21 protein-coding genes are annotated in these 24,116 nt (G+C 72.3%); 8 read left to right on the top strand and 13 right to left on the bottom strand.

Translation table 11 applies throughout. From position 1 onward, the window contains the following. Positions 1-151: 151 nt before the first annotated feature. Positions 152-940, top strand: a complete 789-nt coding sequence (locus AB0J36_RS32590) for a phosphatase PAP2 family protein (RefSeq protein WP_357120486.1) — start codon at positions 152-154, stop codon at positions 938-940. Here the strand turns inward: AB0J36_RS32590 and AB0J36_RS32585 are convergent. After that, positions 906-1,475 (bottom strand): hypothetical protein, encoded by a 570-nt coding sequence (locus tag AB0J36_RS32585; protein WP_357120483.1) that lies wholly within the window; start codon positions 1,473-1,475, stop codon positions 906-908. The genes AB0J36_RS32590 and AB0J36_RS32585 overlap by 35 nt on opposite strands. A 343-nt stretch (positions 1,476-1,818) precedes the next feature. Here AB0J36_RS32585 and AB0J36_RS32580 point away from each other — a divergent pair, with 343 nt between their 5' ends. Next, complete coding sequence (locus AB0J36_RS32580) at positions 1,819-3,180, top strand: PHB depolymerase family esterase (RefSeq protein ID WP_357120480.1); 1,362 nt, start codon at positions 1,819-1,821, stop codon at positions 3,178-3,180. A gap of 142 nt (positions 3,181-3,322) precedes the next feature. On the opposite strand, the gene AB0J36_RS32575 is transcribed toward AB0J36_RS32580, so the two are convergent. Together AB0J36_RS32575 and AB0J36_RS32570 are read right to left on the bottom strand one after the other, a co-directional pair. Next, positions 3,323-4,816, bottom strand: coding sequence for an arabinofuranosidase catalytic domain-containing protein (locus AB0J36_RS32575; protein ID WP_357396629.1), 1,494 nt, complete (start codon positions 4,814-4,816; stop codon positions 3,323-3,325). 655 nt (positions 4,817-5,471) lie between these two features. Then, complete coding sequence (locus tag AB0J36_RS32570; RefSeq protein ID WP_357120474.1) at positions 5,472-5,738, bottom strand: helix-turn-helix transcriptional regulator; 267 nt, start codon at positions 5,736-5,738, stop codon at positions 5,472-5,474. A gap of 101 nt (positions 5,739-5,839) precedes the next feature. Between AB0J36_RS32570 and map the strand changes: the two genes are divergently transcribed. Beyond that, positions 5,840-6,658, top strand: coding sequence for a type I methionyl aminopeptidase (gene map, locus AB0J36_RS32565; protein ID WP_357120471.1), 819 nt, complete (start codon positions 5,840-5,842; stop codon positions 6,656-6,658). A 92-nt stretch (positions 6,659-6,750) separates the two neighbouring features. Here map and AB0J36_RS32560 read toward each other — a convergent pair whose 3' ends face one another. Then, entirely contained in the window at positions 6,751-7,578 is an 828-nt protein-coding gene (locus AB0J36_RS32560) for a PIG-L family deacetylase (RefSeq protein WP_357171494.1), read from the bottom strand. A 199-nt stretch (positions 7,579-7,777) separates the two neighbouring features. On the opposite strand from AB0J36_RS32560, the gene AB0J36_RS32555 reads away from it, so the two are divergent. Further along, a complete protein-coding gene (locus AB0J36_RS32555; RefSeq protein WP_357120465.1) occupies positions 7,778-8,671 on the top strand; it encodes an alpha/beta hydrolase in 894 nt (297 codons plus the stop codon). Between the two features lie 40 nt (positions 8,672-8,711). Here AB0J36_RS32555 and AB0J36_RS32550 read toward each other — a convergent pair whose 3' ends face one another. From AB0J36_RS32550 to AB0J36_RS32540, 3 genes are all read right to left on the bottom strand, one after another. Beyond that, positions 8,712-10,097 (bottom strand): glycoside hydrolase family 43 protein, encoded by a 1,386-nt coding sequence (locus AB0J36_RS32550; protein WP_357120462.1) that lies wholly within the window; start codon positions 10,095-10,097, stop codon positions 8,712-8,714. Between the two features lie 115 nt (positions 10,098-10,212). Beyond that, positions 10,213-10,875: a peptide chain release factor H gene (prfH, locus tag AB0J36_RS32545; RefSeq protein ID WP_357171497.1), complete on the bottom strand. Its 663-nt coding sequence runs from the start codon at positions 10,873-10,875 to the stop codon at positions 10,213-10,215. Further along, positions 10,872-12,059: an RNA ligase RtcB family protein gene (locus AB0J36_RS32540; RefSeq protein WP_357120456.1), complete on the bottom strand. Its 1,188-nt coding sequence runs from the start codon at positions 12,057-12,059 to the stop codon at positions 10,872-10,874. Before AB0J36_RS32540 ends, prfH begins: the two co-directional genes overlap by 4 nt. A gap of 252 nt (positions 12,060-12,311) precedes the next feature. Here AB0J36_RS32540 and AB0J36_RS32535 point away from each other — a divergent pair, with 252 nt between their 5' ends. Next, positions 12,312-14,912 (top strand): LuxR C-terminal-related transcriptional regulator, encoded by a 2,601-nt coding sequence (locus AB0J36_RS32535; protein ID WP_363661524.1) that lies wholly within the window; start codon positions 12,312-12,314, stop codon positions 14,910-14,912. 47 nt (positions 14,913-14,959) lie between these two features. Here the strand turns inward: AB0J36_RS32535 and AB0J36_RS32530 are convergent, their stop codons facing one another. From AB0J36_RS32530 to AB0J36_RS32520, 3 genes are read right to left on the bottom strand one after another with little or no spacing between them, the layout of a single operon-like run. After that, complete coding sequence (locus AB0J36_RS32530; protein ID WP_357120450.1) at positions 14,960-15,565, bottom strand: hypothetical protein; 606 nt, start codon at positions 15,563-15,565, stop codon at positions 14,960-14,962. Positions 15,566-15,569: 4 nt separating this feature from the next. After that, positions 15,570-16,178 (bottom strand): hypothetical protein, encoded by a 609-nt coding sequence (locus tag AB0J36_RS32525; RefSeq protein WP_363661523.1) that lies wholly within the window; start codon positions 16,176-16,178, stop codon positions 15,570-15,572. Next, positions 16,175-17,518: a hypothetical protein gene (locus tag AB0J36_RS32520; protein WP_357120447.1), complete on the bottom strand. Its 1,344-nt coding sequence runs from the start codon at positions 17,516-17,518 to the stop codon at positions 16,175-16,177. Before AB0J36_RS32520 ends, AB0J36_RS32525 begins: the two co-directional genes overlap by 4 nt. Before the next feature lie 100 nt (positions 17,519-17,618). Between AB0J36_RS32520 and AB0J36_RS32515 the strand changes: the two genes are divergently transcribed. After that, the gene (locus AB0J36_RS32515; RefSeq protein ID WP_357396638.1) at positions 17,619-18,149 is read left to right on the top strand and encodes an adenylate kinase; all 531 of its coding nucleotides are present in this window, start codon (positions 17,619-17,621) and stop codon (positions 18,147-18,149) included. Positions 18,150-18,155: 6 nt separating this feature from the next. Here AB0J36_RS32515 and AB0J36_RS32510 read toward each other — a convergent pair whose 3' ends face one another. Beyond that, entirely contained in the window at positions 18,156-18,845 is a 690-nt protein-coding gene (locus tag AB0J36_RS32510; RefSeq protein WP_363661522.1) for a class I SAM-dependent methyltransferase, read from the bottom strand. An 85-nt stretch (positions 18,846-18,930) separates the two neighbouring features. On the opposite strand from AB0J36_RS32510, the gene AB0J36_RS32505 reads away from it, so the two are divergent. Beyond that, positions 18,931-19,680, top strand: coding sequence for an SDR family oxidoreductase (locus tag AB0J36_RS32505; protein WP_357120438.1), 750 nt, complete (start codon positions 18,931-18,933; stop codon positions 19,678-19,680). A gap of 8 nt (positions 19,681-19,688) precedes the next feature. On the opposite strand, the gene AB0J36_RS32500 is transcribed toward AB0J36_RS32505, so the two are convergent. After that, positions 19,689-21,884 (bottom strand): hypothetical protein, encoded by a 2,196-nt coding sequence (locus AB0J36_RS32500; protein WP_357396645.1) that lies wholly within the window; start codon positions 21,882-21,884, stop codon positions 19,689-19,691. Positions 21,885-22,046: 162 nt separating this feature from the next. Beyond that, entirely contained in the window at positions 22,047-22,973 is a 927-nt protein-coding gene (locus AB0J36_RS32495; protein WP_357120432.1) for an AraC family transcriptional regulator, read from the bottom strand. A gap of 83 nt (positions 22,974-23,056) precedes the next feature. On the opposite strand from AB0J36_RS32495, the gene AB0J36_RS32490 reads away from it, so the two are divergent. Further along, positions 23,057-24,025, top strand: coding sequence for an SDR family NAD(P)-dependent oxidoreductase (locus tag AB0J36_RS32490; RefSeq protein ID WP_357120429.1), 969 nt, complete (start codon positions 23,057-23,059; stop codon positions 24,023-24,025). The last annotated feature ends 91 nt before the right edge of the window (positions 24,026-24,116 follow it).

Below are 24,116 nucleotides of genomic sequence, written 5' to 3'. Positions count from 1 at the left end.
CTGATCCGTGGGCGTTTTTCACATGGAGTGGCCGGCCTGCGGGGGGGACGGGCCGCCGCCCGGCGGCGGGGCCTTGCCGGATCGTCGTCCAGGCCCCGCCTCGGCTCGACCGCCCCGGTGAAACAGGCCCTACGACCGAATCGAGACGCCTGTGGGAATCGCCGAGCTGACGGCGTCGAGGCCGGTCACGCCCGGCCGGCGGGCCGCTCCGGCGCGCCGGGCCGTGCGGGAGCTGCTGCTGGTCGCCACGCTGTTCCTCCTCTACAAGGGGGCGCGGATGGTGGTGGCCGGTCGGGTGGCCACGGCGCTGGCCAACGGCGAGTCCGTCTGGCATCTGGAGCGGCTGCTGCGCCTGCCCGACGAGGCCGTCGTCCAGCACCCCGTGCTCTCGCACACCCTGCTGGCGCACCTGGCCAACGGCTACTACGCGTACGTGCACTTCCCGGCCACGGCCGTCACCCTGGTCTGGCTCTACCTGCGGCACCCGGCGCGCTACCTGCGCACCCGCCGTACGCTCGCCGTGCTCACCGCGGCGGCCCTGGCAGTGCACGTCGTGGTCCCGCTGGCGCCGCCCCGGCTGACCGCGCTGACGGCCTTGGTGGACACCGGCAGCCGGTACGGGCCCTCCGTCTACGGGCCGCCCGACACCGACGCGCTCAGCAACCAGTACGCGGCCATGCCGTCCCTGCACGTCGGGTGGGCGCTGGCCGTCGCCGTCGCGCTCGTTTCGGTGACCCGTGGACGCCTACGGTGGCTGTGGCTGACCCATCCGCTCGTCACCATGCTCGTCGTCGTGGCCACCGGCAACCACTACTGGCTCGACGCTGTGGTGGCGGCGGCGATGCTCGGCGTCGTCCAGCTGGCGCTGCCGGCGTCGGCACCTCCGGCCGACGCCCAGCCCGACATCAGCCCACCGGTACGCCGTACTCCCGCTCGGTGAACAGGTCGACGTCGCGCGGACCCAGCTTGGCGGCCCGGCGGGCGTGCAGGGCGAGTTGCCGACGTGCCTCACCGAGGCGGCGGATCCCGGTCGTCATCTCGTCGGACGCCTCGAACGGCTCCCTCCCGCTGGCCTGCAACGCGGCCGCCAGCACGGCGTTGTACGCGGTCATCAGCCCGTTGGCGAGCGCGATGCCGTCCTGGTCCCCACGCGTCCAGATCTCCGACCACGCGGCCTCCACGGTGACCATGTCCCGGGCCAGCCAGTCGTGCAGCCCCATCGGCCCCAGCGGCTTGTGCCCGCCGAGCAGGTCGTTGCCCGCCTCGGGCAGCCCCGACCGCCAGTACCGGGTCTGCCGCAGCGCCTCGACCTTGTGGGCGAGGCGGAGCGCGCCGGACAGGACCAGGACGTACGCCCGCTGAAGCTCGGCCCGCTCGCGTTGGCGTCGCTTGACCCGGCTGTGCGTCCACACGACCAGGAGTGAGGCGCAGGCGGTGATCGCGGAGCCGAGCAGAGCGGCCAGGGTTGAGTTCACGCCGACATGATGCCTGCCGCCGATTGGTGTCGCCGCGCGGGATCGGACCCGGTCCGGTTCTCCCCGGGCGGGCTTCGTCGGCGTCCTCCGTTACGGCTTGACGAACGGCATGTTATCGCTCACAGTCGATGTCGAGGCGACCGCACCCACGGCTCACCGGGCGAGCCATCCGCTTCGGGCCCGCACCATCCGGACGTCCCCTCCGGGCAAGCGGACGTCGCCATCAGCACCTGTCACCAGCCGCCGGCGACGCGCGGCAGATGTCGCGCGCCCGCGAGGGCGTCGTCCCGAACGTCCTTCCCGCGCGCCACCAACGCTGCCACCGACCGAGAGGGATCCGCCCATGAGAACAAGGTTCGCACTGCTGGCCGCCGCGTTGGCGACGGCGCTGGCGACGATGACGGCCGTGGTCACGGTCGCCACCCCGGCGTCGGCCGCGACCCTCACCCAGGTAACCAACTTCGGCACGAACCCGACGAACCTGCAGATGCACCTGTACGTGCCGGACCGGGTAGCGGCGCGTCCGGCTCTCCTGCTCGCCCTGCACTACTGCACCGGCAGCGGCCCGGCCGTGCACACCGGCTTCGGGCTCAGCTCGCTGGCCGACCGCTACGGCTACATCGTCATCTACCCGTCCGTGACCCGGAGCAGCAAGTGCTGGGACGTCTCCTCCCCGCAGGCCCTGCGCCGCGACGGCGGCAGCGACCCGGTCGGCCTCAAGTCGATGGTCGACTACGTCCGGAGTCGCTACCCGGTCGACCCGGACCGCATCGGTGTGGCCGGCTTCTCCTCCGGCGCCATGATGACCAACGTGATGGTCGGCCTCTACCCCGACCTGTTCAACGCCGGCGTCAGCTCCTCGGGCGTTCCGTTCGGTTGCTTCGCGACCACCAACGGCGCGGAGTGGAACAGCGAGTGCTCCGGCGGGCGGATCGTGAAGACCCCGCAGCAGTGGGGCGATCTGGTGCGCAACGCGTACCCCGGCTACACCGGCAAGCGTCCCCGCTTCCAGATCTGGCACGGCACCACGGACACCACGCTGAGCTACGTCAACTTCGGCGAGCAGATCAAGCAGTGGACCAACGTGCAGGGCGTGTCCCAGACCCCCAGCTACACCGACTACCCGCAGACCAGCGCCACCAGGACGCGTTACGGCGGCACCGGCGGCACCGCGCCGGTCGAGGCGATCAGCTTCCAGGGGTACGGCCACTCCATCCCGTTCGACGCCGCGCAGGCGATCCGGTTCCTCGGCTTCGACACCACCAGCGGCACGACGCCTCCGACGACGACACCTCCGACGACGCCGCCCCCGGGCGGCACGACCGGGGCGTTGCGCAACTCCGCCGCCGGCCGCTGCCTGGACGTCCCGGCGCAGTCGCGCACGAACGGTACCCAGGTCGCGTTGTGGGACTGCAACGGCGGCGCGAACCAGCAGTGGGCCTCGACGGCGGGCCGGCAACTCCAGGTGTACGGGACGAAGTGCCTGGACGCCGAGGGCGCCGCGACGACGGCGGGCACGCGGGTGATCATCTGGGACTGCACCGGGGGCGCGAACCAGCAGTGGAACCTCAACACGGACGGCTCCGTCACCGGTGTGCAGTCCGGACTGTGCCTCGCGCCGAACGCCGGTGGAACCGCCAACAGCACCCAGGTGGTGCTCGCGACCTGCAACGGCGGCAACGGTCAGAAGTGGACGCGCGGTTGAGGCGTACCCGATGGTGGTGAGCCGGAACGCGGCCTGAACCACCGGTGTGGCCCGGCCCGGGACGTTCCCGGGTCGGGCCACACGGCGTGCGCGGACCTTCGTGACCGCCGCCGTCGCGTCGCGGGGCGGCGGTCACGCGCTCTCAGCGGTAGCCGGCGGCGACGATGTTCGCCTGCACCGCGTTCTCGGCCGCGTCGGACGGGTAGCCCGCCACCATCGCGCCCTCGTAGAACGTACCGACGCTCTGGTTGGAGTTGTCGATGCAGCAGTCCCCGCCGCTGCCGAGGATGATCGCGCCCTGCTTCCTCATCGGGCTGTACCCGCGTGGCAGCGACCCGTCATAGAGGGTGTAAAGGCCGCCGGACTGGGCGTTGCTGCCCTTGATGGCGAAGCGTGAGGTGCCGTTGTTCTTCAGGGTGGCGGTGACGAACTTGCTGGTGAAGGCCCGCTGGTTGCTGTTCCAGGAGCTGCTGCCGCCGGGGTAGAGGCCGTACTCCAGGTCGGCCTGCACCCAGGGGCCGGAGCCGGAGCAGCCACCGAACCAGCAACTGGTGCCGAAGTAGATTGCGTCCATCGCGCCCGCGCCGTCGGCCCGGCGGGTGGTCTCGCTGTTGCCGTAGTCGAAGCAGCAGCCGCTGTTGACGTGGGTGCCGCTGGTCACCATGTACATGCCCTCGGGCGCGGCGCCGGTCGGGATGCCGGTCAGGTGACCGTCCCGCCAGTAGCTGCTGTTGCCGTTGATGTAGAGCGAGTAGACCTTGTTCCCGCCGACCGTCAACGACTCCCTGGTCGCGACCGCCGGTTGTACGGCGCCACCGATGCCGCCGGCCCCCTGGTAGCCGAGGTTGTTGCCACGCCCCGACTGGTCGTAGATGACCGTGATGACGCACGTGGTGTTCGCGCAGAAGCTGTCCTGGGTGGCGGAGTTGGCGCGTCCGCCCGCGCTGAGGACGCCGATGGCACGGGTGGTGTTGTCCGAGGATCGGCGTACCTGGTAGAGCGAGCCGTTGTAGGAGGCGTACAGGGCGCGGGTGGTGCTGTGCGCCGCGACGCAGGGCGTGCCGCCCGCCGCGTAGATGTCGCAGGGCAGCGTCGTGCTCGGTGGGGGAGTGGTGGGCGGCGGCGTGGTGGGCGGTGGTGTGGTGGGTGGCGGCGTCGTCGGAGGCGGCGTGGTGGGCGGGGGCGTGGTGGGCGGGGGCGTCGTCGGGTCCACCACGCCGTTGCAGGTGACGCCGTTGAGGGCGAAGGAGGTCGGCGTCGGGTTGCTGCCGGTCCAACTGCCGTTGAAGCCGAAGCTGGTGCTGCCGTTGGTTCCGATGCTGCCGTTGTAGGCGGCGTTGGTGACGCTCACCTGGGCGCCGGCCTGGGTGAAGCTGCCGTTCCAGAGCTGGGTGACGGTCTGGCCGGCGGCGAAGTTCCAGTTCAGCCGCCATCCGTTGATGGCGTCGCCCACGTTGGTGATGGTGACGTTGGCGCCGAAGCCGTCCTGCCACTGGGAGTTGACCGCGTAGGTGACCTGGCAGCCGGCGGCGGCCGCCGAGGCGCCCGTCTGAGCGGCGGCGGCGCCGACGAGCACGAGGGTGGCGGCCGCGGCGACGAGCGCCGGTCGCCGATGTCGGATGTCTTGGGTTCGCACGTTCTCTCCTCAAGGGTGGGAGTTGGCGGTGTGCGGGCCCCGCCCCGTTCACCCTGCTCGGGCCCGGACTCTGAGCAGGGGGACGACGGGACGGGGCCCGGTCCGCGGGCGCGTACGGCGTCGCCGGAACCGTCCGGCGCGGGATTGACCGCGCGGACGGTGGGGTCGGCGGGCCGGGCGCGACGGGTACGCGGTGGGGCGGTCGCCGCCCGCGACCCGGCCCGGGGTCGCGGTGACGGCGGTGGCTGTGGCCTGGAGCGATTGTGGGAAGGCCGATCGACGGCACGGCTCCGGCCGATCGAGGTGATGCCGACCTGCGGGCGCCGCTGGTCAGGCATCCGTCGTCCGGCCCTCGGCACGGGTCGCCCGGTGGTGAGCTCGGGCCGTCCCGTGTCGGCCACGCTCCGCCCGCCCGCGCCGCGAACGACGTAGACCGCGGCCGGGGCCAGCAGTTGAGAGGCACCGGTGACGGTCAGTTATCGACGGCCGTCGTTACGTTAGCGTTAACAGGCGGCCCTGTCCATAGACGGCTATCGGTGGCTTTTCCGACCGTCGGTCGGTTCTGGGCGCCGCTGCCCCTGTTCAGCGAGCGAGCGAGGTGCCGGTCCGGGTGTTCCGCGCGGCGCGTGGCCGCGAGCGTGCCCTGGCCGAGCGCTCAGGACGCCTCGCGGACCCGCGGGTCGGCGAGCCACACGTCGGCGAGGTCGCTGAGCGCGACACCGAGGACCTCGCTGAGGCAGACCACGGTGCCGAAGGCGGGCGCCGGGAGCCGACCCACCTCGATCTTGCGCAGGGTCTCCGGTGACATGCCGGCGGCGAGGGCGACCTCGGCGAGACTGCGGCCGCCCCGCGCGACCCGCAGCGCCGCGCCAAGGCGTTGCCCCGCGGCGATCTGCTCCGGTGTGAGCGGTGGCCGAACCATGTGAGCAGGATAGTTCCGCCCCTGGAGGCCGGCAATGTCGACCCGCCGGACGCCCGCACGGCGTGGTATAAATATACCGCACCGGATGGGGAGGGTTTGTCGTGATCGAGCTGAAGTCTGCCGCGGAGATCGACCGGATGGCCGTGACCGGCCAGTTCGTCGGCGAACTGCTGGCCGAGCTGCGGACGGTGGCCGCTGTCGGCGTCAACCTGATGGAGATCGAGCACCACGCCCGCCGCCGCATCGCCGAGCGTGGCGCCGAATCGTGCTATTGGGACTACACGCCGTCGTTCGGTCGTGGGCCCTTCCGTAACGTCCTGTGCCTCTCGGTCAACGACGCGGTGCTGCACGGCCTGCCGCACGACTACCTCCTGCGCGACGGTGACCTGCTGAGCATCGACATGGCGGTCGAGATCGACGGCTGGGCCGCCGACTCGGCGCTGTCGTTCGTCGTCGGCGCTCCCGCCCCGGCCGACCTGAAGCTGATCGAGGCCACCGAGGTCGCGCTGAAGGCCGGCGTCGACGCCGCCCGACCGGGCAACCAGCTCGGCGACATCTCCGCCGCCATCGGCGAGGTCGCCCACCGCTACGGCTATCGGGTCAACAACGAGTTCGGTGGGCACGGCATCGGTCGCACCATGCACGAGGCCCCGCACGTGCCCAACAACGGCCGTCCCGGCCGGGGCATGACACTCAAACCCGGCCTGACGCTCGCGATCGAGCCGTGGTTGTGCCGGACCACCGACAAGATCAAATTTGACCAGGACGGCTGGACGATCCGATCCTCGGACGGTTCGCGCTCGGCCCACTCCGAGCACACCATCGCGGTCACCGAGTCCGGTCCCCGGGTGCTGACGTCCCGCCCCGGGGAGGACCCGGAGCGGGACCGTCGCAGCGGACAGTCGGCCACGGCGTCCTAACCGTTGGTGAAAGGAAGGGCCCCCTGTTAACAGACGTCTGCTAACAGGGGGCCCTTCCTTTCACGCGCCGTGGCGGGCAGGCGGGGGCGGCGTCAGCGCAGGCCTGCGAAGAGGTCGTCCTCGGGAACGGGCGCGTCGGTGGTGTCCCGCACCCGGACGAAGGTCTCCATGCCCATCAACTCGGTGAACCGCTCCTGGCCGAGCTGGAGGAAGAAGATGTTCTCGGTCTGGCTGGCGTGCGCGGCCAGGGCCGCGAACTTCTGCGCACCGTGGGCGCGGGTGTCGACCCAGGTGGTGATCTCGTCGTCGGGGAGACCCAGCTCCGGCATGTCCGACGACTCGTCCGGGTCGGCCCACTCGACGCCAAGTTCCTTCATGACCCGGCCGAACTCCTCGAACGCCGTGCGGGGCACGGTGGTCCAGTAGACCTTCGCGGGGACGTCGGTCTGCGCCACGGCGGCCATGGTGATGCGGTGCGCCTGGATGTGGTCGGGGTGGCCGTAGAAGCCGTTCTCGTCGTAGGTGACGACGACGTCCGGCCGGTACCGGCGGATCAGCTCCGCGAGCCGGTCCGCGGCCTGCGCCACCGGCGTCGTCCAGAAGGAGCCGGGCTGGTCGTTCGTCGACCAGCCCATCATCCCGGAGTCGGCGTAGCCGAGCGTCTCCAGGTGGGTGATTCCCAAGGTGGCCGCGCTGACCTCCAGCTCGGCCTGACGCATCGCCACGACGGCGGCCGGGTCGTGACCGGGCTCGCCGGGCTTGACCCCGCCCGGCCCGTCGCCGCACCGCCCGTCCGTACAGGTCACGAGGACCGTGGTGACACCCTCGGCGGCGTACCGGGCGAGGACGCCACCGGTGCTCGTCGCCTCGTCGTCGGGGTGCGCGTGCACCGCCATCAGGGTCAGGGATCGCTCAGCCATGTCACCACCCTACGACCAGCATCGGACCTGGGTGGGGGCCGACGGCGTACGGCGGCGCATCTTAACCATCCGCCGGCCGGGCCCCGGTGTCCTTGCCCAACGCGCCGCCGGGCGGCTCGGGGCTTCGTACGCTCTCCCCAGGGTGGGCGCACTCCGGGCGCGGCCCCCAGGCTTGACCAACCGATGAAGGGTACCGGCCATGGCGGTGTTCGACGACGTACGACAGATCGACGCCGGGGTCCTGAACGTCGGGTACGTCGATGCCGGCCCGCCGGACGGGCCGCCCGTGATCCTGCTGCACGGCTGGCCGTACGACATCCACAGCTTCGCCGAGGTCGTGCCGCTGCTCACCGACGCCGGCCACCGGGTCGTCGTGCCGTACCTGCGGGGTTACGGCACGACCCGGTTCCTCGTCGACGACGCCGTGCGCAACGGTGAGCCGGCCGCCATGGGGCTCGACCTCGTCGCCCTCATGGACGCCCTGGGCATCGACAGCGCGAAACTCGCCGGATTCGACTGGGGAGCGCGTACGGCCGACGTCGTGGCCGCGTTGTGGCCCGAGCGCTGTGCGGGTCTGGTGTCGGTGAGCGGTTACCTGATCGACGGTCAGGAGTCGGGCCGGGTGCCGCTGCCGCCGAAGGCCGAGTTCTCCTGGTGGTACCAGTACTACTTCGCCACCGAGCGCGGCCGGCAGGGGTACGACCGCAACCGCCGCGACTTCGCCCGGCTCATCTGGCAGACGGCATCGCCGAAATGGACGTTCGACGACGCGACGTTCGACCGCAGCGCGGCGGCGTTCGACAATCCCGACCACGTCGACATCGTGATCCACAACTATCGGTGGCGGCTGGCCCTGGCCGAGGGTGAACCGCAGTACGCCGAGGTGGAGAAGCGCCTCGCCGGCAAGCCGAAGATCACGGTGCCCAGCATCACCCTGGAGGGTGACGCCAACGGCGCGCCCCACCTGGACGCCAGCGTCTACGGCAAGCAGTTCTCCGGCCGGTACGAGCACCGGACCGTCGGTGGCGGCGTCGGGCACAACCTGCCCCAGGAGGCGCCGCGGGCGTTCGCCGACGCGGTCCTCGAGGTGTGAGGCCGGGCCGTGTGGCGGGTGCCATCCGGTCCGGCTCGCGTCACGAGGTGATCCGGAAGGTGGCGTCCTGCCGGTCCGTGGCACCCGAGCTGGCGCTCAGCGGGTCGATGCGCAGCAGGTAGTTGTAGTGCCGGAGGTAGCGGGTCGGGTAGTTGTAGGAGCGGAACGACGTCCAGGACGCGTCGGCCAGCCCGGCGGTGCGGTAGAAGGTCGCGTCGGCCCGGAACACCGAGGTGTTGTCGGTGACTTCCAGCCGTACCTCGTAGTTGTAGTGGCGCAGGAAGTACCCGGGCTTGTTCACCGACTCGAACGACACCCCGGCCGAGTCGGCGAGGCCGGGAACCATCCGCCACAACTGGTCCTGGTACGGGTCGAACGGGTACGTGTCGACGCGGGCCACGTAGTTGTAGTGCCGCACATAGCGGTCCGGCAGGTTGGAGGACTTCAGTCGGACCCAGTTCGGCGTACCCCACCGCGCGACGAGACCGGCGTACTCCGCGTCGGTGATGCCGGTCATCGACCCGTGCTTCGAGTTCAACGGCGGCGTGTAGTCGCGCTGGTTCAGCGGCGTCCAGGAGTTGCCGCCGATGGCGGTGGTCGACCAGGCGTAGAAGTCGTTGTTGACCGGGCTGTACGAGTCGCCCCACAACCGCCAGCCGCTACCGTCGACCGCCTTGACCAGCAGCGGCGCCTCGATGCCGCTGCCCTGCAGCAGTCCCGAGGTGTACGTGGTGAAGCTGTTCGGGGCGGCGGTGCTGGACCGGGCGCCGTACAGGTTCCCGTTGGCGAGGTTCTTGTAGTACAGGTAGGTGGTGCCGCCGTCGACGACGACGTCGCCGTCGAGGACCCCGAAGCCCGGACTGAAGAACACCTGCGGCGAGCTGACCGTCCGGAAGTCGCTGGTGTAGTTGACCAGGAGGACGTCCTGGCCGTTGTTCGCCGAGTAGACGATGGCGTACTGGCCGCGCGCCGCGTCCCAGAAGGCGGTCGGCGCCCAGGTGTGGGTGTTCAGGGTGTGCATCCGGATCCGGCGGTAGCCGGTGAAGCTGGTCAGGTCGGTCGAGTCCCACACGTGCAGGTACTGGCTGGTCTGGTTCCAGTTGGTGCCCTTGAGGTCGGTGGCCAGCACCACGAAGGCGCCGTCCTGCTTGCGGAAGACGAACGGGTCCCGCAGACCCAACTGCCCGGCGGTCGGCGTGACGACGGGGTTGTTCTGGTTCAGCGGCGTCCAGTTGAGACCGTCACGGCTGACCGCGAGGTGCAGTCCGTAGTCCGCTCCCAGGCCCTGCGGCGACTCGGTGAAGTAGGCCATGACGTAGGAGGTGTTCGGCGCGGCGAGGGCGGTGCGGGGCAGGCTCAGCGCGCCGGTGGCGGCAGCGGCGGTGGACAGCGCGCCCAGGGTGAACGCGCGTCGGGTCAGAGGCACGGTCGGCGACCTTTCTGCGGCGGCGAGCGCGAGCATTTCATTCGAGCCCATCGATGTGATCGTTAACATACGACGTCCTCCGACACGCCTGCAACCCCTCGCCAGCGCGCCGCTGTCAGTGGCCGGCGGCCGCCCGTCCGCGCCGCCGTCGACCCGGCGTCGAGGTCGGCGCCGGGCGTTCGACGCGGGTCGGATCGCCCCGCACGAGGTCGTCGTGGATGCGCCACCTGGCTGTGGTGACCGCGCGGCGGGCCACCTCGTCGCCCCGCTCGACACGCTGGCGCAGCAGTTCCAGAGCGATGCGCCGGTTCTGACTGAACTGCCGCTCGTCGTCCACCACGACGACGAGACCCGACGGGCGGTGGGTGGCGCGTACCGCCGTGCTGGCCTTGTTCCGGTGCTGGCCGCCGGGACCGCCGGTGCGGCAGCCGACGATCTCGACGTCGGCCTCGGCGAACGTCGTCGGGGGAACGTCGCTCGGCGGCGGTTGCGCCGTCACGTACCAGTTCTTTCGACCCGCGCTCGTCCGGTAGGGGCTGGGCGCCTGCCAGCACAACGTCCCCGTCCAGGAGGCGGCGAACGCCTCGACGTCGACGCCGGACAGCCGGATCAGCGCCGACCGGTAGGTGCCGGGCCGGTCGCCGGGCACCACGTGGACCCGCTGGACCGCCACGCCCTGCCGGGTGGCGTCACCCTCCAGACGGCGCAGCAGGTGGGCCAGCGCCCACCCGCACTCCCGCGGCCCACGGCCGGCGGACAGCAACAGAGCCTGGCTCACGACCGACCCCGCCCGCGACGCTGATCCCGCCGGTCCGAGCGAGGCGCGGCCCCGACATCCGGCGTCTTGTAGGTGACCAGGGGGATCGTGGTGGCCACCGGCGTGGCGAGCTGGTGGGCGACGAGATCGCCGATCACCTGCTCGATCCGCTTGTACGCGGTGGGCGCCTCCTCGAAGAGCAACTGCCGGTCGCCGCACACCACCAGCGAACCCACCGGGGTACGCCGTAGCTCCTCGACCGTGTGCTTGGCCCGGCCCCGGCGCAGCGCGTCGGCGCGGGACATCTTGCGACCCGCGCCGTGCGCCACCGAGTGGTTGGCGTCCGCCCCGGCGTGGGCGGCCACCAGGTACGACGCGGTGCCCCGCGTACCGGCGACGAGCACATCGCGACCGTCACCCGGCGCCGCTCCCTTGCGGTGCAGGTAGACGCCGTCGCGCACCTCGACCAGGTTGTGGCACTGGTCGACGACCGGCTCGGTCGGTTCGGCCCCCAGGGCGTACGCGACCCGGGCGGCCAGCAGCCGCCGGTTGAGCGAGCCCCAGCGCACCGCCTCGTCGTGTCGGGTCAGGTAGGCGGCCGGGTCGGGTGCGGGGCCCGCCCCGTGCGTCTCGGTGTGCGTCCGCAGGATCCGCTCACCCAGGCCCCGCGAACCGCTGTGCACGACCAGGACGAGGTCACCGGTTGCCAGCCCGAGGCGGTCGGCGTGCTCCGGCGCGAAGACGGTGTCGACGCGGGCCAGCTCCACGAAGTGGTTGCCGCGGCCGACCGTACCGAGCCCGTCCAGGTGGCCGGCGGGAACGTCACCCGCGAGGACGGCCCAGGCGGGGTCGTCGGCGTCCCGCTCCGGGTCCAGCGCGCGGTCGAGGTCGGGGAACCGGGCGGCCAGCCGCTCGGGTACGACGCGCCGGAGTCGAATCGGGAAGACGGCGATACCGCAGCCGATGTCGGAGCCGACCAGGAACGGGTACAGGACCGTCGACGCCATGGCCGCGCCGATCGGGGCGCCCTTGCCCGGGTGCAGGTCCGGCATGCCGGCGACGTGGACCATGCCGTCGAGGGCCGCCACCTGCCGGCACTGGTCGAGCGCGGCGGACTCGATCCAGCTCGCGGCGGACGCGAACACGGTGACGGTGGCGGGGGTGGACAGGGACAGGGACTCCCCAGGGGAGTGGTGCTCGGACAACGACGCTCATTTCTCGCTGAGTCGCAAGTGGACGGACGGCGGTACGGCGCCGGGCGGCGTGAAATGGCCTCGGCGCGGTCCTCAGGTGGTGTCCGTCAGTACGTCATGGGCACCACTGTGGCGACGTCCGTGGCGCACGGCAACTGGTTATCGTGAGCGGTGGACACCGTCGGCCTCGCACCGATTGACGCTGTCCGTCATCTGTCGGATGGGTGATGGCCCGGGACGCGGCTCGCCCGTCATCATCCGGGAATGCTGACAGGGCGTGACGGCACGCTCGCCGAGGCCCGCGCCGCGCTGGTGCGGGCCGATGGCGCCGTCCTGATCGGTCCGGCGGGGGTGGGTCGCACGGCCCTCGCTCGCGCGGTGGTCGCCGACCTGCCGCCGCGACTGTTCGCCACGGTGTGGATCACCGCCACCGAGGCGAGCAAGGAGGTGCCCTTCGGCGCGCTCGGTCGACTCCTCGCGGGCGGTCACCCCGCCCTGCACCCGGCCCTGGTGCACAGCACCGTGCTGACCAGCCTCGTCGAGCGGTGCGGCCCGGCCCGCACGCCCGTCCTGGTCGTCGACGACGCCCACCTGCTCGACGGGCCGTCCGCCGGTGTGCTGCTCGGCCTCGTGCAGGCCCGAGCGGTCCGGGCCCTGCTCACCGTCCGGTCGGGGGTCCCGGTGCCCGACGCCGTCGTCGCGCTGTGGAAGGACGTCGGACTGTCCCGACTGGTGGTGCCCGCCCTGACCGAGGCCGAGGTCGGCGCGCTGGCGGCGGAGCGGTTGGCAGGTCCGGTCAGCCGCTCCACCACCCACCTGCTGTGGCAGTGGACCGGCGGACTGCCACATCTGGCGGTGGCGTTGCTCGACCACGGGCAGGAGGTCGGTTCGCTGGCCCGCGACAGCGACCAGTGGCGCTGGCGCGCCGGCCTGGCGGTGCCCGCACAGCTGACGGACCTGCTCGACCGGGAGCTGGACCAGGTCGGCCGCCCCGGTGAGGAGGCGCTGGCCGCGATGGCGCTCGGCGGGCCGCTGCCGCTGCCCGTCGCGGAGGCCGCCGCGTCGGCGGAGCTGCTCGCCGACCTCGAACAGCTCGGTATGCTGCGCAGCGAGCAGCGCGGCGACGAGGTCCTGGTGCGGTTGCGCGATCCGATGCTCGGCGCGGCGGTACGCCGACGCATGTCACCCGCCCGGCGTCGCCGCATCGCCGCCACGCTGCTGACCGGCGCACGGCAGGCCACGCCGCGCGGCTCGCACGCGGTGGCCCGCGCGCTCTGGGCGGTGCACGCCGGGCAACCGGTTGACCCGCCGGAGCTGGTGCGGTCTGCCGGCCTGTGCCTGTACGCCGACCCGGAGGCCTCGGAACAGTTGGCCCGGCGAGCGTGGCAGGAGGGTGGTGGGGCGTCGGCGGCGGTCGCGCTCAGCGCCGCCCTCGCCGAGCAGGGCCGCGCCGTCGAGGCGTACGAGACGCTGCGGACCGCCGCCCGGGACGCCGACGCGGCCGGTGACCCGACCGCCCGGGTGACGGTGGGGGTGGCCCTGGCCGCGCACCGCCTCTGGGTCGGGCGGGAGCCCCGACAGGCGTACGACGACCTGCGACGACTGCGCGCGGAAGCCGATGCGGCCGGTGACTCTGCCGGCCGGGCGGAGTTGGCCGCGCTCGGCGTGCTGGTCCAGCTGTTCAGCGGCGAGTCGGCGGGGGCGCTGGCGAGCGCCCGTCAGCTCCTGGGCGAGTCACTCCCGCGCGGCGCGCGGCTTCGGGTCATGTTGGCGTCGGTCGTGGCGCTGGTGCTGGCCGGCCGCACGGAAGAGGCGGTACGGGTGGGCCGCACGGTGGTCGAGGCGGTCGAGCGGTCCGGCTCGTCGGCCATGCCGCAGATCCGTGGCATGGCCGGGGCGGCGCTGGCCCTGGCCGAGCTGTGGCGTCAGCCCACCCCGACCGGTCCGGTCACCGACCCGGCCACCGGTCGGTGGCCGCTGCCCCCGGACCCGCTCGTCTCCGGTCTGTCCCCCACCGCCTGGCCCCTCTTCGACGGGTACGCCCAGCGGGTCAGCGGGGATCGAGCGGGCGCCATCAGCCGGCTCCGGGACGCCGTCGCCCAACAGGCCGGCGGCAACGGCATGTTCCGCGCCGAGGCAACCGGCTGGCTGGCCGTCACGCTGGCCGAGGACGGCCGCCCGGACGAGGCGGAGTCGGTGCTACGGGAGCACCCCGTCGACGCGGTCGCGCTGGTCCCGGGGCTGCGCCCGTGGGCGCTGGCGGCGGTCGCCGCGGCGACCGGTCGGCGCGCTCGGGCGGGCGAGCTGATGGACGAGGCGATCGTGGTCGCGCACGCCTCCGGGAGTTGGTTGGTGGAACTGGGCTATCTCATCTACGCCGCGCACCTGGATCCGGTCGCCGGTCCGGCCCGTTACGCGGACCGCATCGCCGAGGCTCTCGTCCACGTGGACGCCGAGCGGCTCGTGGCCGCCGGCCGGGCGGTGATCGCGCTGGCCGGACGCGATCCCACCGTGATCCTGGAGCACGCGCACCGCCTGGTGGACATGAACATGACCGGCGAGGCGCTGAAGGTGGCCGGCGAGGTCGGCCGGCGGGCCGGGGTCACCGACACCGTCCGGCTCGCCGTCGACCTGCGTGCCCGGCTGCGATCGGCGGTGCGGGACGACCCCGCGAGGGTGGCGGGGCTGACCGCGCGCGAGCGGCAGATCGCCGGGCTCGCCGCCCGGGGCCTGTCCGACCGGGAGATCGCCGAGGCGTTGGTGCTGTCGGTGCGTACCGTGCAGACACATCTGGGACGGGCCTACCGCAAGCTGGCGGTGACCTCCCGGCGGGACCTGTCGGACGCCTTACGGCCGGCGGGCTGAGGCCACCGGCGGTGGCCGGGGCGCGACGTGCGCCCCGGCCACCGCCCCTAGGAGTTCTTCGTGTAGCAGGTGACCCGGCCGTTGGAGTCCTCACGGCAGTCCGCGCCCTTGGCGCCGAGGACGTTGATGCTGCCGACCAGGAACGTGAAGCCCAATCCGGTCAGGATGCCGATGCCGACCTTCTTGGCGACCTCGGCGAAGTTGGCCGTGACGTCGAGCCGGAAGCTGACCGGCGCGTACCGGATCTGCTCCCACAACTCGGCGATGCGCGGGTCCTGGCCGGTGATGCTGAAGTCGTCGCTGCTGTGATCGTCGGTCACCCGGCCGGTGGCGACGGCCACGAACACCTGCTTGTGCTGGTCCACGACGTTCGGGCCGGCGGCGAAACTCCAGCTGTGGCTGAGGAAGCCGTTCTCGTGTACGTGCCCCTGGAACCAGTAGTGGCCGTCGCTGGCCATCCGCAGCCAGGCTGTGCCCTTCACGCTCGACGGCAGCAGGCTGCCGGAGAACGTCTCGGTCCACTCCTGTTCCAGCCGGTCCATCGCCACCCTTGTCGACCCGGCCGGATGCCCGACCTGCGCGCCCACCTGACGCAGCGTCAGCGGCGCACGGATGTCGAGGTACCGGCCGGCGGCGGTACGGACGCTGGCCATGACCTCACTCCCTCGACTTCCAGAAGTGGGTGGTCCCGTTCTCGTCCTTGTACGCGTGGACCTTGCCCGGCTGGCCGAAGAACGCGACCCACCCGGCGACCACCGCGCCGAAGATCACCACCGGAATCCACTTCAGGATGTTGCCGATCAGCTCTGCCACATTCATCGACACGCTCAGCCGGAAGTTCACGCTGGCCGTGCTGAGCTGATCCCAGTACTGCGCGATCCGCGGGTCCTGCCCGTGCTCGGCGAAGTCGTCGCTGCTGTGGTTGTCGGACACCTTGCCGCTCGCGGAGAAGACGAAGGCGTTGCGGTCATCGTCCACGAAGCCCGGCGTGGCGACCAGCGACCAGTTGTGCGTGACGGCGCCGTTCTCGTGCACGTGCCCGTCGAACATGTAGCCGCCGTCGCTGAACAGCCGCAGCCACGCCGAACCCTTGACGCTGGAGGGCAGCAGGCTCCCGGAGAACCACTCGCTCGACGTCTGTTCGAGCTGTACGAGCAGCCGGCGGGTGGAGCCGGTGGGGTGGCCGAGTTCCGTGCCGACCTCCCGCACCGTCAGAGGCGCCTCGAACCGTAGGTACTTCCCGGCCTTCTGACGCAGGCTGTTCATGACGTGGTCACCATGATCGGCACCAGTGCCCGACCGGTCGGCAGCGGCCCGAGCGCCTTGCCCAGGATCGCCCCGACCGCCTTGAGCGGGTCGGCCACCCGCATGGCGTGTCCCCGGGTGGGGGAGGTGGTCAGCAGGTCGCCGGGGCGCACCGCGCCGTGCGCCGCGTCGACCAGGCAGTAGACCTTGCCGGCCAGGGCCAGCGGGCGACGCTGCTCGCTGTCCGGTCGCCGGTCCAGCACCATCGCCGGCGCGAAGCTGCCGGCGCCGGAGACCACGCCGGCCACCGCCGTGTCGTACGGCTTGTCGGCCAGTTCCAACGCGCCGGTCTCGCCGATCACGAGCACCGCCCCCGGGATCGCCGACGGCAGGTGACCGGCCGCGACGTCGAACTCCTCGGCCAGGTCGGCGTTGCTGAGCGAGATGTCGCCGTGCACCCCGTCGATGACCACCGTGTACGCCCGGGTGTCCGGGTTGGCGAAGGACATCGAACTCTGGTCACCGCTGATCGCGACCGTGTAGGTGCGCGTCTTGCTGTGGCAGAACTTGATGTGGTTGTTGGCGCCGTCGAGGTCGACCTCGTTCGCCGCGACGACCTTGGAGTTGACCGCGTTGGTCGCGGACACGTTGGTCGCCGTGACACTGGGGCTGTTCACGTTGTTGGCGGCCCACACGTCGCCCGTGGTGCCGTTGAGCAGCAGCCGGTACTGCCGGGTGTCCGGGTGGGCGAAGGACATCGAGCTGTGCTCGCCGTCGATGCCGATGGTGTACGTGCGGGTCTTGCTGTGACAGAACTTCACGTGGTTGCCCGGCCCGTCCAGGTCGACCTGGTTGGCGCTCAGGCTCCGGCTGTTGACGTTGTTGGCGGCCCACAGGTTGCCGTTCTGCCCGTCCAGAACTGTCGTGTAGGCGCGCTTGTCGTTCGCCAGGCTGATGGTGCTGGTGCCGCCGTTCATCCCGATCGTGTACGCGCGGGTCGTGAAGTTGGTGAGGACGAGAGCGTTGTCGGCGCCGTCGAGCACGACGGCCCGGGCGGCGACGGTGTCGGCGGTGATGGTCGTCGGCGGTGTCGCCGTCGGCGTGGCCGGTGCCGCCTGGGCGTCACCCTTGGCCGGCGGCGTCGCCGTGGCGGGCGGACCGTCGGCGCGCTGCGCCTGCTCGGCCTCGCGGGCCGGCGCGGGGGCCCGGACCGGCGGCGGGGCCGGTGGGGCGACGTCCGCCCGGGCCGGAGCCTCGTCCGGGGTGGTTCGTTGCGGCGGTGTGGTCGGTGCGGTGGTGGGCCGGGCGATCGCCTCGGCGCTGTCCGGGTTGCTGGCCTTCGCGGCCTCGTTGCTGGTCATGTGTCCATTGCAGCCGCGAGTCGGGTGGTTGGACGTCCGCAGCCGCTACGTAGATTTGCCCACCCGACTACGTAGTCGTCGGCCGGCGTACGCTGCCGCGATGGCCGCACCGCGTCGCATCCTGGTCTACGGGGTGTACGGCGCGGGCAAGTCCACTCTGGCCGCGCGGTTGGCGCAGCGCCTCGGCGTGCCGTGGTATCCGGTGGACGACCTGCTGTGGCTGCCGGGCTGGGTCGAGGTGCCGGTCGCCCAGCAGCGCAGCCGGATCGAGGAGATCTGCCGCCGGGACGCCTGGATCCTCGACGGCGCGTACCACGGGTGGCGGGACGTACCGCTGGCGCGCGCCGACCTGGTGGTGGCCCTGGACTACCCGCGGTGGCGTTCGTTCGGGCGTCTGCTGCGTCGTACGCTGCGCCGCCTGGGCACGGGCGAGGTGATCTGCAACGGCAACCGTGAATCAGTCGGCAGCGTGCTGTCCCGGGACTCGATCCTGCTCTGGCACGTCGCCGCGTTCGGGCGCGCACGGCGGCGGATGCGCGCCTGGCAGGCCGATCCGGCCGGCCCGCCGGTTCTCCTGTTCACGCACCCCGCGGCCCTGGACGACTGGCTGTCGAGCCTGCCGCCCCGGTGAGCGCGCTCAGGCCGCCCGCTTGTCGACCCGGGTCGCCCGGCCCACGACGCACGGCGAGGAGGGGCTGGAGCTGCCGGTCGGGAACCGGAAGCGTCGCAGCTCCTCGACGGCGAACCCCGCCGCCGCGATGGCGGCCGTGGTGTCGCGGCCGGTGTGGCAGCCGGCGAACAGCTTCGGCCACAGCGTGGCGTCGGACAGCCGCTGGACCCGGCGCAGGCGGCTGGTTTCCTCGGCCGCGACGTGCTCGAAGAAGCGCAGCTGCCCGCCGGGGCGCAGCACGCGGTGGATCTCAGCGAGCGCTGCCGCCTGGTCGGGCACGGTGCACAGCACCAGCGCGACCACTGCCGCGTCGAACTCGCCGTCGGCGGCGGGAAGCGCCTCGGCCAGGCCGTCGACGACCGTGACCGGCACCGGTGCGCCCGCGGCCGCGCGGACGGCGGCGGCACGCAGGCGACGTTCCGGTTCGACCGCGACGACCTCGGTCACGGCGCGGGGGTAGTGGGGGAACATGCGTCCGTTGCCGGCGCCGACCTCGATCACCCGGCCACTCAGGCCAGCGGCCAGGTCACGGCGGAATTCGGCGGTGCCGGCACGGTCCATGGCGACGCTGAGTCGCTCGTAGACCCGCGCGAACACCGGATGGGACACAGCGGCCACGTCGACCTCCAGGATTCGCGGGGCGGCGACCACAATCATGGGTCGCGATGTCAACCGCGCCGGTCCGGCGCGCTCCGTAGGCTGGGTTCGTCAGGCGATTCGGCACACCGGAAGTGGTCCGATCATGAAGATCGTCGTCATCGGCGGGAGCGGTCTCATCGGCTTTAAGGTCGTCCAGAACCTCGGCGGGCAGGGCCACGAGGCGGTGGCGGCATCCCCGAAGACCGGTGTGAACACCCTCACCGGCGAGGGGGTGGCCGAGGCGCTCGACGGCGCCGCTGTCGTCGTCGACACGTCGAACTCCCCGTCGTTCGAGGACACCGCCGTCCGGGAGTTCTTCGAGACGTCGACCCGGAATCTCCTCGCCGCCGCCGCCACCGCCGGGGTGCGGCACTACGTCGTGCTCTCGATCGTGGGTTCCGACCGGCTCCCGGAGAGCGGGTACATGCGGGCGAAGGTCGCACAGGAGAAACTCGTCGCCGCGTCCGGTCTGCCGTACACGCTGGTCCACGCCACCCAGTTCTTCGAGTTCCTCCCGGGCATCGTCGACGCCGCCACGGACGGCGACACGGCGCGGCTGGCGCCGGTGCTCATCCAACCCATGGCGGCGGACGACGTCGCGTCCGAGGTGACCGCTGTCGCGCTCGACGCGCCGACGAACGGCGTCGTCGAGATCGCCGGCCCGGAACAGTTCCGTCTCGACGAGCTGGGACGGTCCGTCCTCGCCACCCGGCACGACTCCCGTTCGGTCGTGTCCGACCCCGGGGCGCGTTACTTCGGCGCCACGCTGACCGAGCGCTCGCTCGTTCCGGACGATGGCGCCCGCATCGCCGCCACCCGCCTCGACGGGTGGCGTGCCCGAGCGGCGAGGTAGCCACCGCCTCACTCCGGTGGCGTGCGCCGCAGGCGGTGCGCCAACTCCCGCACCGCCGCCGCGAACCGCTCGTCGGACTCGGCCGGCCAGTGCCCGAGGATCGGCGGCGGAACGCTGTCGCCGGGCGGGGTCACCACATCGCTGGGGTCGACCTCCCGGCGATCCACCGCGGCGGCCGGGTCACCGGCGGACGCCTCGGGTCCCCGGTCGGGAAAGACGCGCCCGCCGATCGGGTCGGTGTCCCGCCAGAGGTTGACCCACCGCCAGCCCACCCGGTTGCCGATCTCGTGCAGCACCGCGTCGTCGAGGTAGGCGGGGAAGAGTCGTGCGTAGAGCCGGCGCAGCGGTGACCCGTGCGTGAGCAGCGCGACCCGGCCGCCGATCCGGGATGGCAACTGGAGCACCGCGGCGGCGAGCAGGACCGAGCCGTGGCTGTGCCCGGAGAGCAGCACGCGGTCCCCGCGCTCCACCAGGTAGGTGATCCGCCGCGTCAGCTCCGGCACGGCCCGTTCGGCGTAGCAGGGCGGCGCGAACGGGTGGGCGGCCCGGGGCCAGAAGGTGCCGAGGTCCCAGATGACACCGATGTGCCGCCGGAAGCTGGTGGTGCGGTAGGCGAAGATACCGGCGAGCACCAGGCCGAGAAGGCCCACCGCCTTCACCCAACTGGTGAACGCGATGCTGAAGGTGACCGCGCCCGCCGGCAACCGGGTGAACCGCTCGACGACGTCGCCCGGAAACACGCCCAACAGGCCGAGGGTGGTGCTGGCGGAGCCGACCCCGGCGAGACAACCGAAGATCACGCCCAGCAGCACCAGACGTTCGGTGAAGCTGGCCCGCGCCACCGCGTCGCGTACCTGTCGCAGCCGCGGGCGGGCCTCCGTCGGCGCGTCCGGGTAGTCGCGTGTGACGATCGCCGCCGCACGGCGGCGACGTCCGGAGCGGGAGACCGTGACGACCAGCACGGCGACGAGCGCCGTGACCAGCGCGGTGCGGAGAAAACCGAAGATCGCCCAGGTGTACGCCCGGGGCGGACCCGACGCGATGCCCTCCCCGGTCGGCAGGTCGCGGTCGAGGTAGTCCGCCACCCGGTAGACCAGCTCGGCCGAGTACCCCACCGCCGTGCTGATCCCCGCGGCCGCGATGACCAGCGCTCCCAGCCCGAACAGAGGGCTGCCCCTGCGCCGCCAGAGCAGGAACACGCCGAGGGCGGCCAGCAGGATCGTCTGGGTGGCGAACAGCCAGACCAGCGTCCTGTCGTAGCCGGGCAGTGCGGCGTCCTCGCGCCAGCCGGCCGGGCTGGTCGCCACGTGGGCGGCGACCACGACGGCCAGGACCATCGCGGTCGTGCGCAGGGCGGTGGTGATCGTGTCGAGCCGCCGGTCGGTGGGGGACCGGTCGATCAGCGCCGGCGTGCAGAGCAGCGCCACGCAGGCCGCCAGGACCACGCCGGTGACCACCGCCAACGCGATCGTGGCGACCGAGACGCCGCGCGCGGCGCGGGCGGTGAGCAGGACGAGACTCAACGTCCCGAACGCCGCGGCGACGTGCACGGATCGCAGCCGCCCCACCAGGGGTTCCGCGTCCCACGTGCCGACCGTGCTGAGCCGATGCCCGGCGACCTCCTCGTCGGGCGCGCGGAACGCCTCGAACGACCGTCCGGGCCGGTTGCTGAGCCGCCACACCAGGCCGATCGCGGCGGCCGGGACCAGCGCGAACACCGCCAGTCGTCGCCCGACGGGCTGACCGCTGAACCAGGACAACCAGCTGCGGCCGGCCAGGCAGCGGGGCGAGTTCAGGCAGTGCCAGGCGAGCAGGTCGAGGGCGACGCCGGCGATGGCGAGCACGTACAGCACGGTGAGGGTGAGTGCCAGCACCCGGCAGAGGGACTTGACCACGCTCTCCGAGCGGGGGTTCGCCGGCCGCATCCAGATCGCCACGTTGACCAGCAGGAACGGCAGTAGCAGCACCAGCGCCAGGGTGCGGGCGACGGTTCCGGAGGGTAGGTCGCCCCAGCGGTACGCCTCCAGCGTCACACCGCGCGCCTCGGGGGTCGCCCAGCTCGGCCGGACCCGGACGAAGCCGCCCATCTGGTCGCCCGCGACCTGCACCGTCCGCGCCAGGCCCAGCACCTGCTCGGTGCTCGCGCCGGAGACGCCGTGCACCCGCAGCTCCACGATGTCGGAGGCGGTGTGGGGGCCGCTCATCCGCGCTGATCCATCCGCCACCGCCCCCCGAGACACCCCGACCGCCCGGTGCCGGCGATCGGCCCGTGGGTGGCCCGCCACCGGCGTGGCGGACCGGGGTCTACCCGGCCGGGACGCGCCCAATCGCCCGGGGTCGCCCCCGGTCGGCGCTTGCCACGTCACCTACCCGCCCGGAACGCTCCCGGCCACCTTGTGGCGGTAGGCGCGTGGTGAGACGCCGGTGACCCGTTTGAAGGCCACGCTGAGGGCGCTCTCCGAGCCGTATCCGACGGCTCGGGCGATGGCCGCGACGGAGTCGGAGCCGTGCCGGATGCGGTCCGCCGCGAGTTCGATCCGCCATCCGGTGAGGTATTCCAGCGGACCGACGCCGACGACCTTCCGGAAGCGGGCGGCGAGCGTCGAGCGGGAGACGGCGGCGCTGCGGGCGATGGCATCCACCGTCCACTGCTGCGCGGGCCGGGCGTGCATCGCCCGCAGAGCGGGGGCGACCACCGGGTCGGCGAGCCCGGCCAGCCAACCGGAGGTGTGCTGCGGGTCGCGGGCGAGGTGCACCCGCAGGACCTGGATCAGCAGGACGAGCGCCAGGTGTTCCGCGACGAGCCGCGACCCGAGCTGAGGCCGCCGCAGCTCGATGTCGATCTGGTCGAGGGCCCACCGGATGGTGGCGGCCTCGGGAGCGTCGGCCGGCACGTGGATGACCGGCGGAAGGCCGTCCAGCAGGAGGCTGCGACCCCTGTCGCCCAGGGAGAACGCGCCGCCGATGAGGAACATGTCGGCACCCTCGCCGACGTGTGCCACGCCGTCGCCGGCGGCGGCGAAGATCGGGTACGCCGGCTGGGTCGGTACGTCGGGATCGCTGAAGAGCGTGTACGACACCGGCCGGGTCAACAGGTAGCAGTCGCCCTCGGTGAGGGCGATCGGTTCGGCCTCGCCCTCGATGAGCAGGTGGCAGCTGCCGCGTCGGATGGCGTTGAACTTGGCGCCGGCCGGCGGGTCGAACCGGACCGCCCAGCGCCCACCCGCGACGAGACCGGCGGACAGGTGCGCGGTGGCACCGAGCAGTGCCAGCACGTCTTCGAGTGGGTCCATCCGCACCGTCCTGGACGCTCGCGAAAGTATGAAGGACTTATGACTATAGGCAGTCCAGGGTGAGCTTGCATAGCGTGGTGGACATGACAGCGCACGCACGCCTCACCACCGGATTCACCGCCCGCACCACCGCCGCCGAGATCCTCGACGGCGTGGACCTGACCGGGCGTCGGATGATCGTCACCGGCGGCGCCTCGGGCATCGGTGTCGAGACGGTTCGCGCACTGGCCGGCGCCGGCGCGCAGGTCACGGTAGCGGTCCGTGACCCGGATCGGGCCGCGGGGATCGTCGAGGAGTTCGCCGGCGACGCCGCGCGGGGAAGCGTCCGGTCGGCCGCGCTCGACCTCGCCGATCTGTCATCGGTCGACGCGTTCGTCGCGGCCTGGGACGGCCCGCTCGACGCGCTGGTCGCCAACGCCGGCATCATGGCGCTGCCGACCCGTCAGCTCTCGGCCCAGGGCTGGGAGCTCCAGCTCGCGACCAACTACCTGGGGCACTTCGCGCTGGCCGTCGGAGTGCGCGACAACCTGCGGGCGGCGGGCGCGGCGCGGGTCGTGCTGGTCAGCTCCGGAGCACACCTGAGCGCCCCGTTCGACGCAGCGGATCCCCACTTCGAGCGGCGGCCGTACGACCGGTGGACGGCGTACGGGCAGTCGAAGACGGCGGACGTCCTGCTGGCGGTGGGCATCACCCGGCGGTGGGCGGCGGACGGAATCACCGCCAACGCCCTCAACCCCGGCTACATCCACACCAATCTCCAGCGCCACCTCGACGACGACACGATGCGCGCGCTCGGCGGGATGGACGAGGCGGGCAACCTCGTGGTGCCGGACTACTACAAGACGCCCGCCCAGGGTGCGTCGACCACGGTCCTGCTCGCGGCGTCGCCCCTGCTTGAGGGCATCGGGGGCCGGTACTTCGTCGACAACCAGGAGATGGAGGTGGTTCCCGGTGGCCCCGATGCCTCGGACGGCGTCGCGGACCACGCGGTCGACCCGGTGGCCGCGGACGCGCTCTGGGCGTACGCCGAGAAGGCGCTCGCCGAGCGCTGAGCGGGACCGCCGTCCGACGCCGGGCGCGGCGCGGGCCGGCGGGGGGGCGGCCGGGGGTGTGGGGTGTTCGGGGGGGGGGGGGGGTGGCGCC

Origin of the sequence: Micromonospora sp. NPDC049662 (genome assembly GCF_040675055.1) — a bacterium.
Lineage (GTDB): Bacteria > Actinomycetota > Actinomycetes > Mycobacteriales > Micromonosporaceae > Micromonospora.
This window is presented reverse-complemented; position numbering and strand designations above follow the sequence as displayed.

Bases quoted from the DNA above. Each gene is read 5' to 3' on its own strand.
- AB0J36_RS32505 (WP_357120438.1), top strand. From the start codon at position 18,931: ATGAAGATCGTCGTCATCGGCGGGAGCGGTCTCATCGGCTTTAAGGTC.
- AB0J36_RS32515 (WP_357396638.1), top strand. From the start codon at position 17,619: ATGGCCGCACCGCGTCGCATCCTGGTCTACGGGGTGTACGGCGCGGGC.
- AB0J36_RS32570 (WP_357120474.1), bottom strand. From the start codon at position 5,738: ATGGTTCGGCCACCGCTCACACCGGAGCAGATCGCCGCGGGGCAACGC.
- AB0J36_RS32530 (WP_357120450.1), bottom strand. From the start codon at position 15,565: ATGGCCAGCGTCCGTACCGCCGCCGGCCGGTACCTCGACATCCGTGCG.
- AB0J36_RS32525 (WP_363661523.1), bottom strand. From the start codon at position 16,178: ATGAACAGCCTGCGTCAGAAGGCCGGGAAGTACCTACGGTTCGAGGCG.
- AB0J36_RS32520 (WP_357120447.1), bottom strand. From the start codon at position 17,518: ATGACCAGCAACGAGGCCGCGAAGGCCAGCAACCCGGACAGCGCCGAG.
- AB0J36_RS32535 (WP_363661524.1), top strand. From the start codon at position 12,312: ATGCTGACAGGGCGTGACGGCACGCTCGCCGAGGCCCGCGCCGCGCTG.
- AB0J36_RS32555 (WP_357120465.1), top strand. From the start codon at position 7,778: ATGGCGGTGTTCGACGACGTACGACAGATCGACGCCGGGGTCCTGAAC.
- AB0J36_RS32495 (WP_357120432.1), bottom strand. From the start codon at position 22,973: ATGGACCCACTCGAAGACGTGCTGGCACTGCTCGGTGCCACCGCGCAC.
- AB0J36_RS32490 (WP_357120429.1), top strand. From the start codon at position 23,057: ATGACAGCGCACGCACGCCTCACCACCGGATTCACCGCCCGCACCACC.
- AB0J36_RS32500 (WP_357396645.1), bottom strand. From the start codon at position 21,884: ATGAGCGGCCCCCACACCGCCTCCGACATCGTGGAGCTGCGGGTGCAC.
- AB0J36_RS32580 (WP_357120480.1), top strand. From the start codon at position 1,819: ATGAGAACAAGGTTCGCACTGCTGGCCGCCGCGTTGGCGACGGCGCTG.
- AB0J36_RS32510 (WP_363661522.1), bottom strand. From the start codon at position 18,845: ATGATTGTGGTCGCCGCCCCGCGAATCCTGGAGGTCGACGTGGCCGCT.
- AB0J36_RS32560 (WP_357171494.1), bottom strand. From the start codon at position 7,578: ATGGCTGAGCGATCCCTGACCCTGATGGCGGTGCACGCGCACCCCGAC.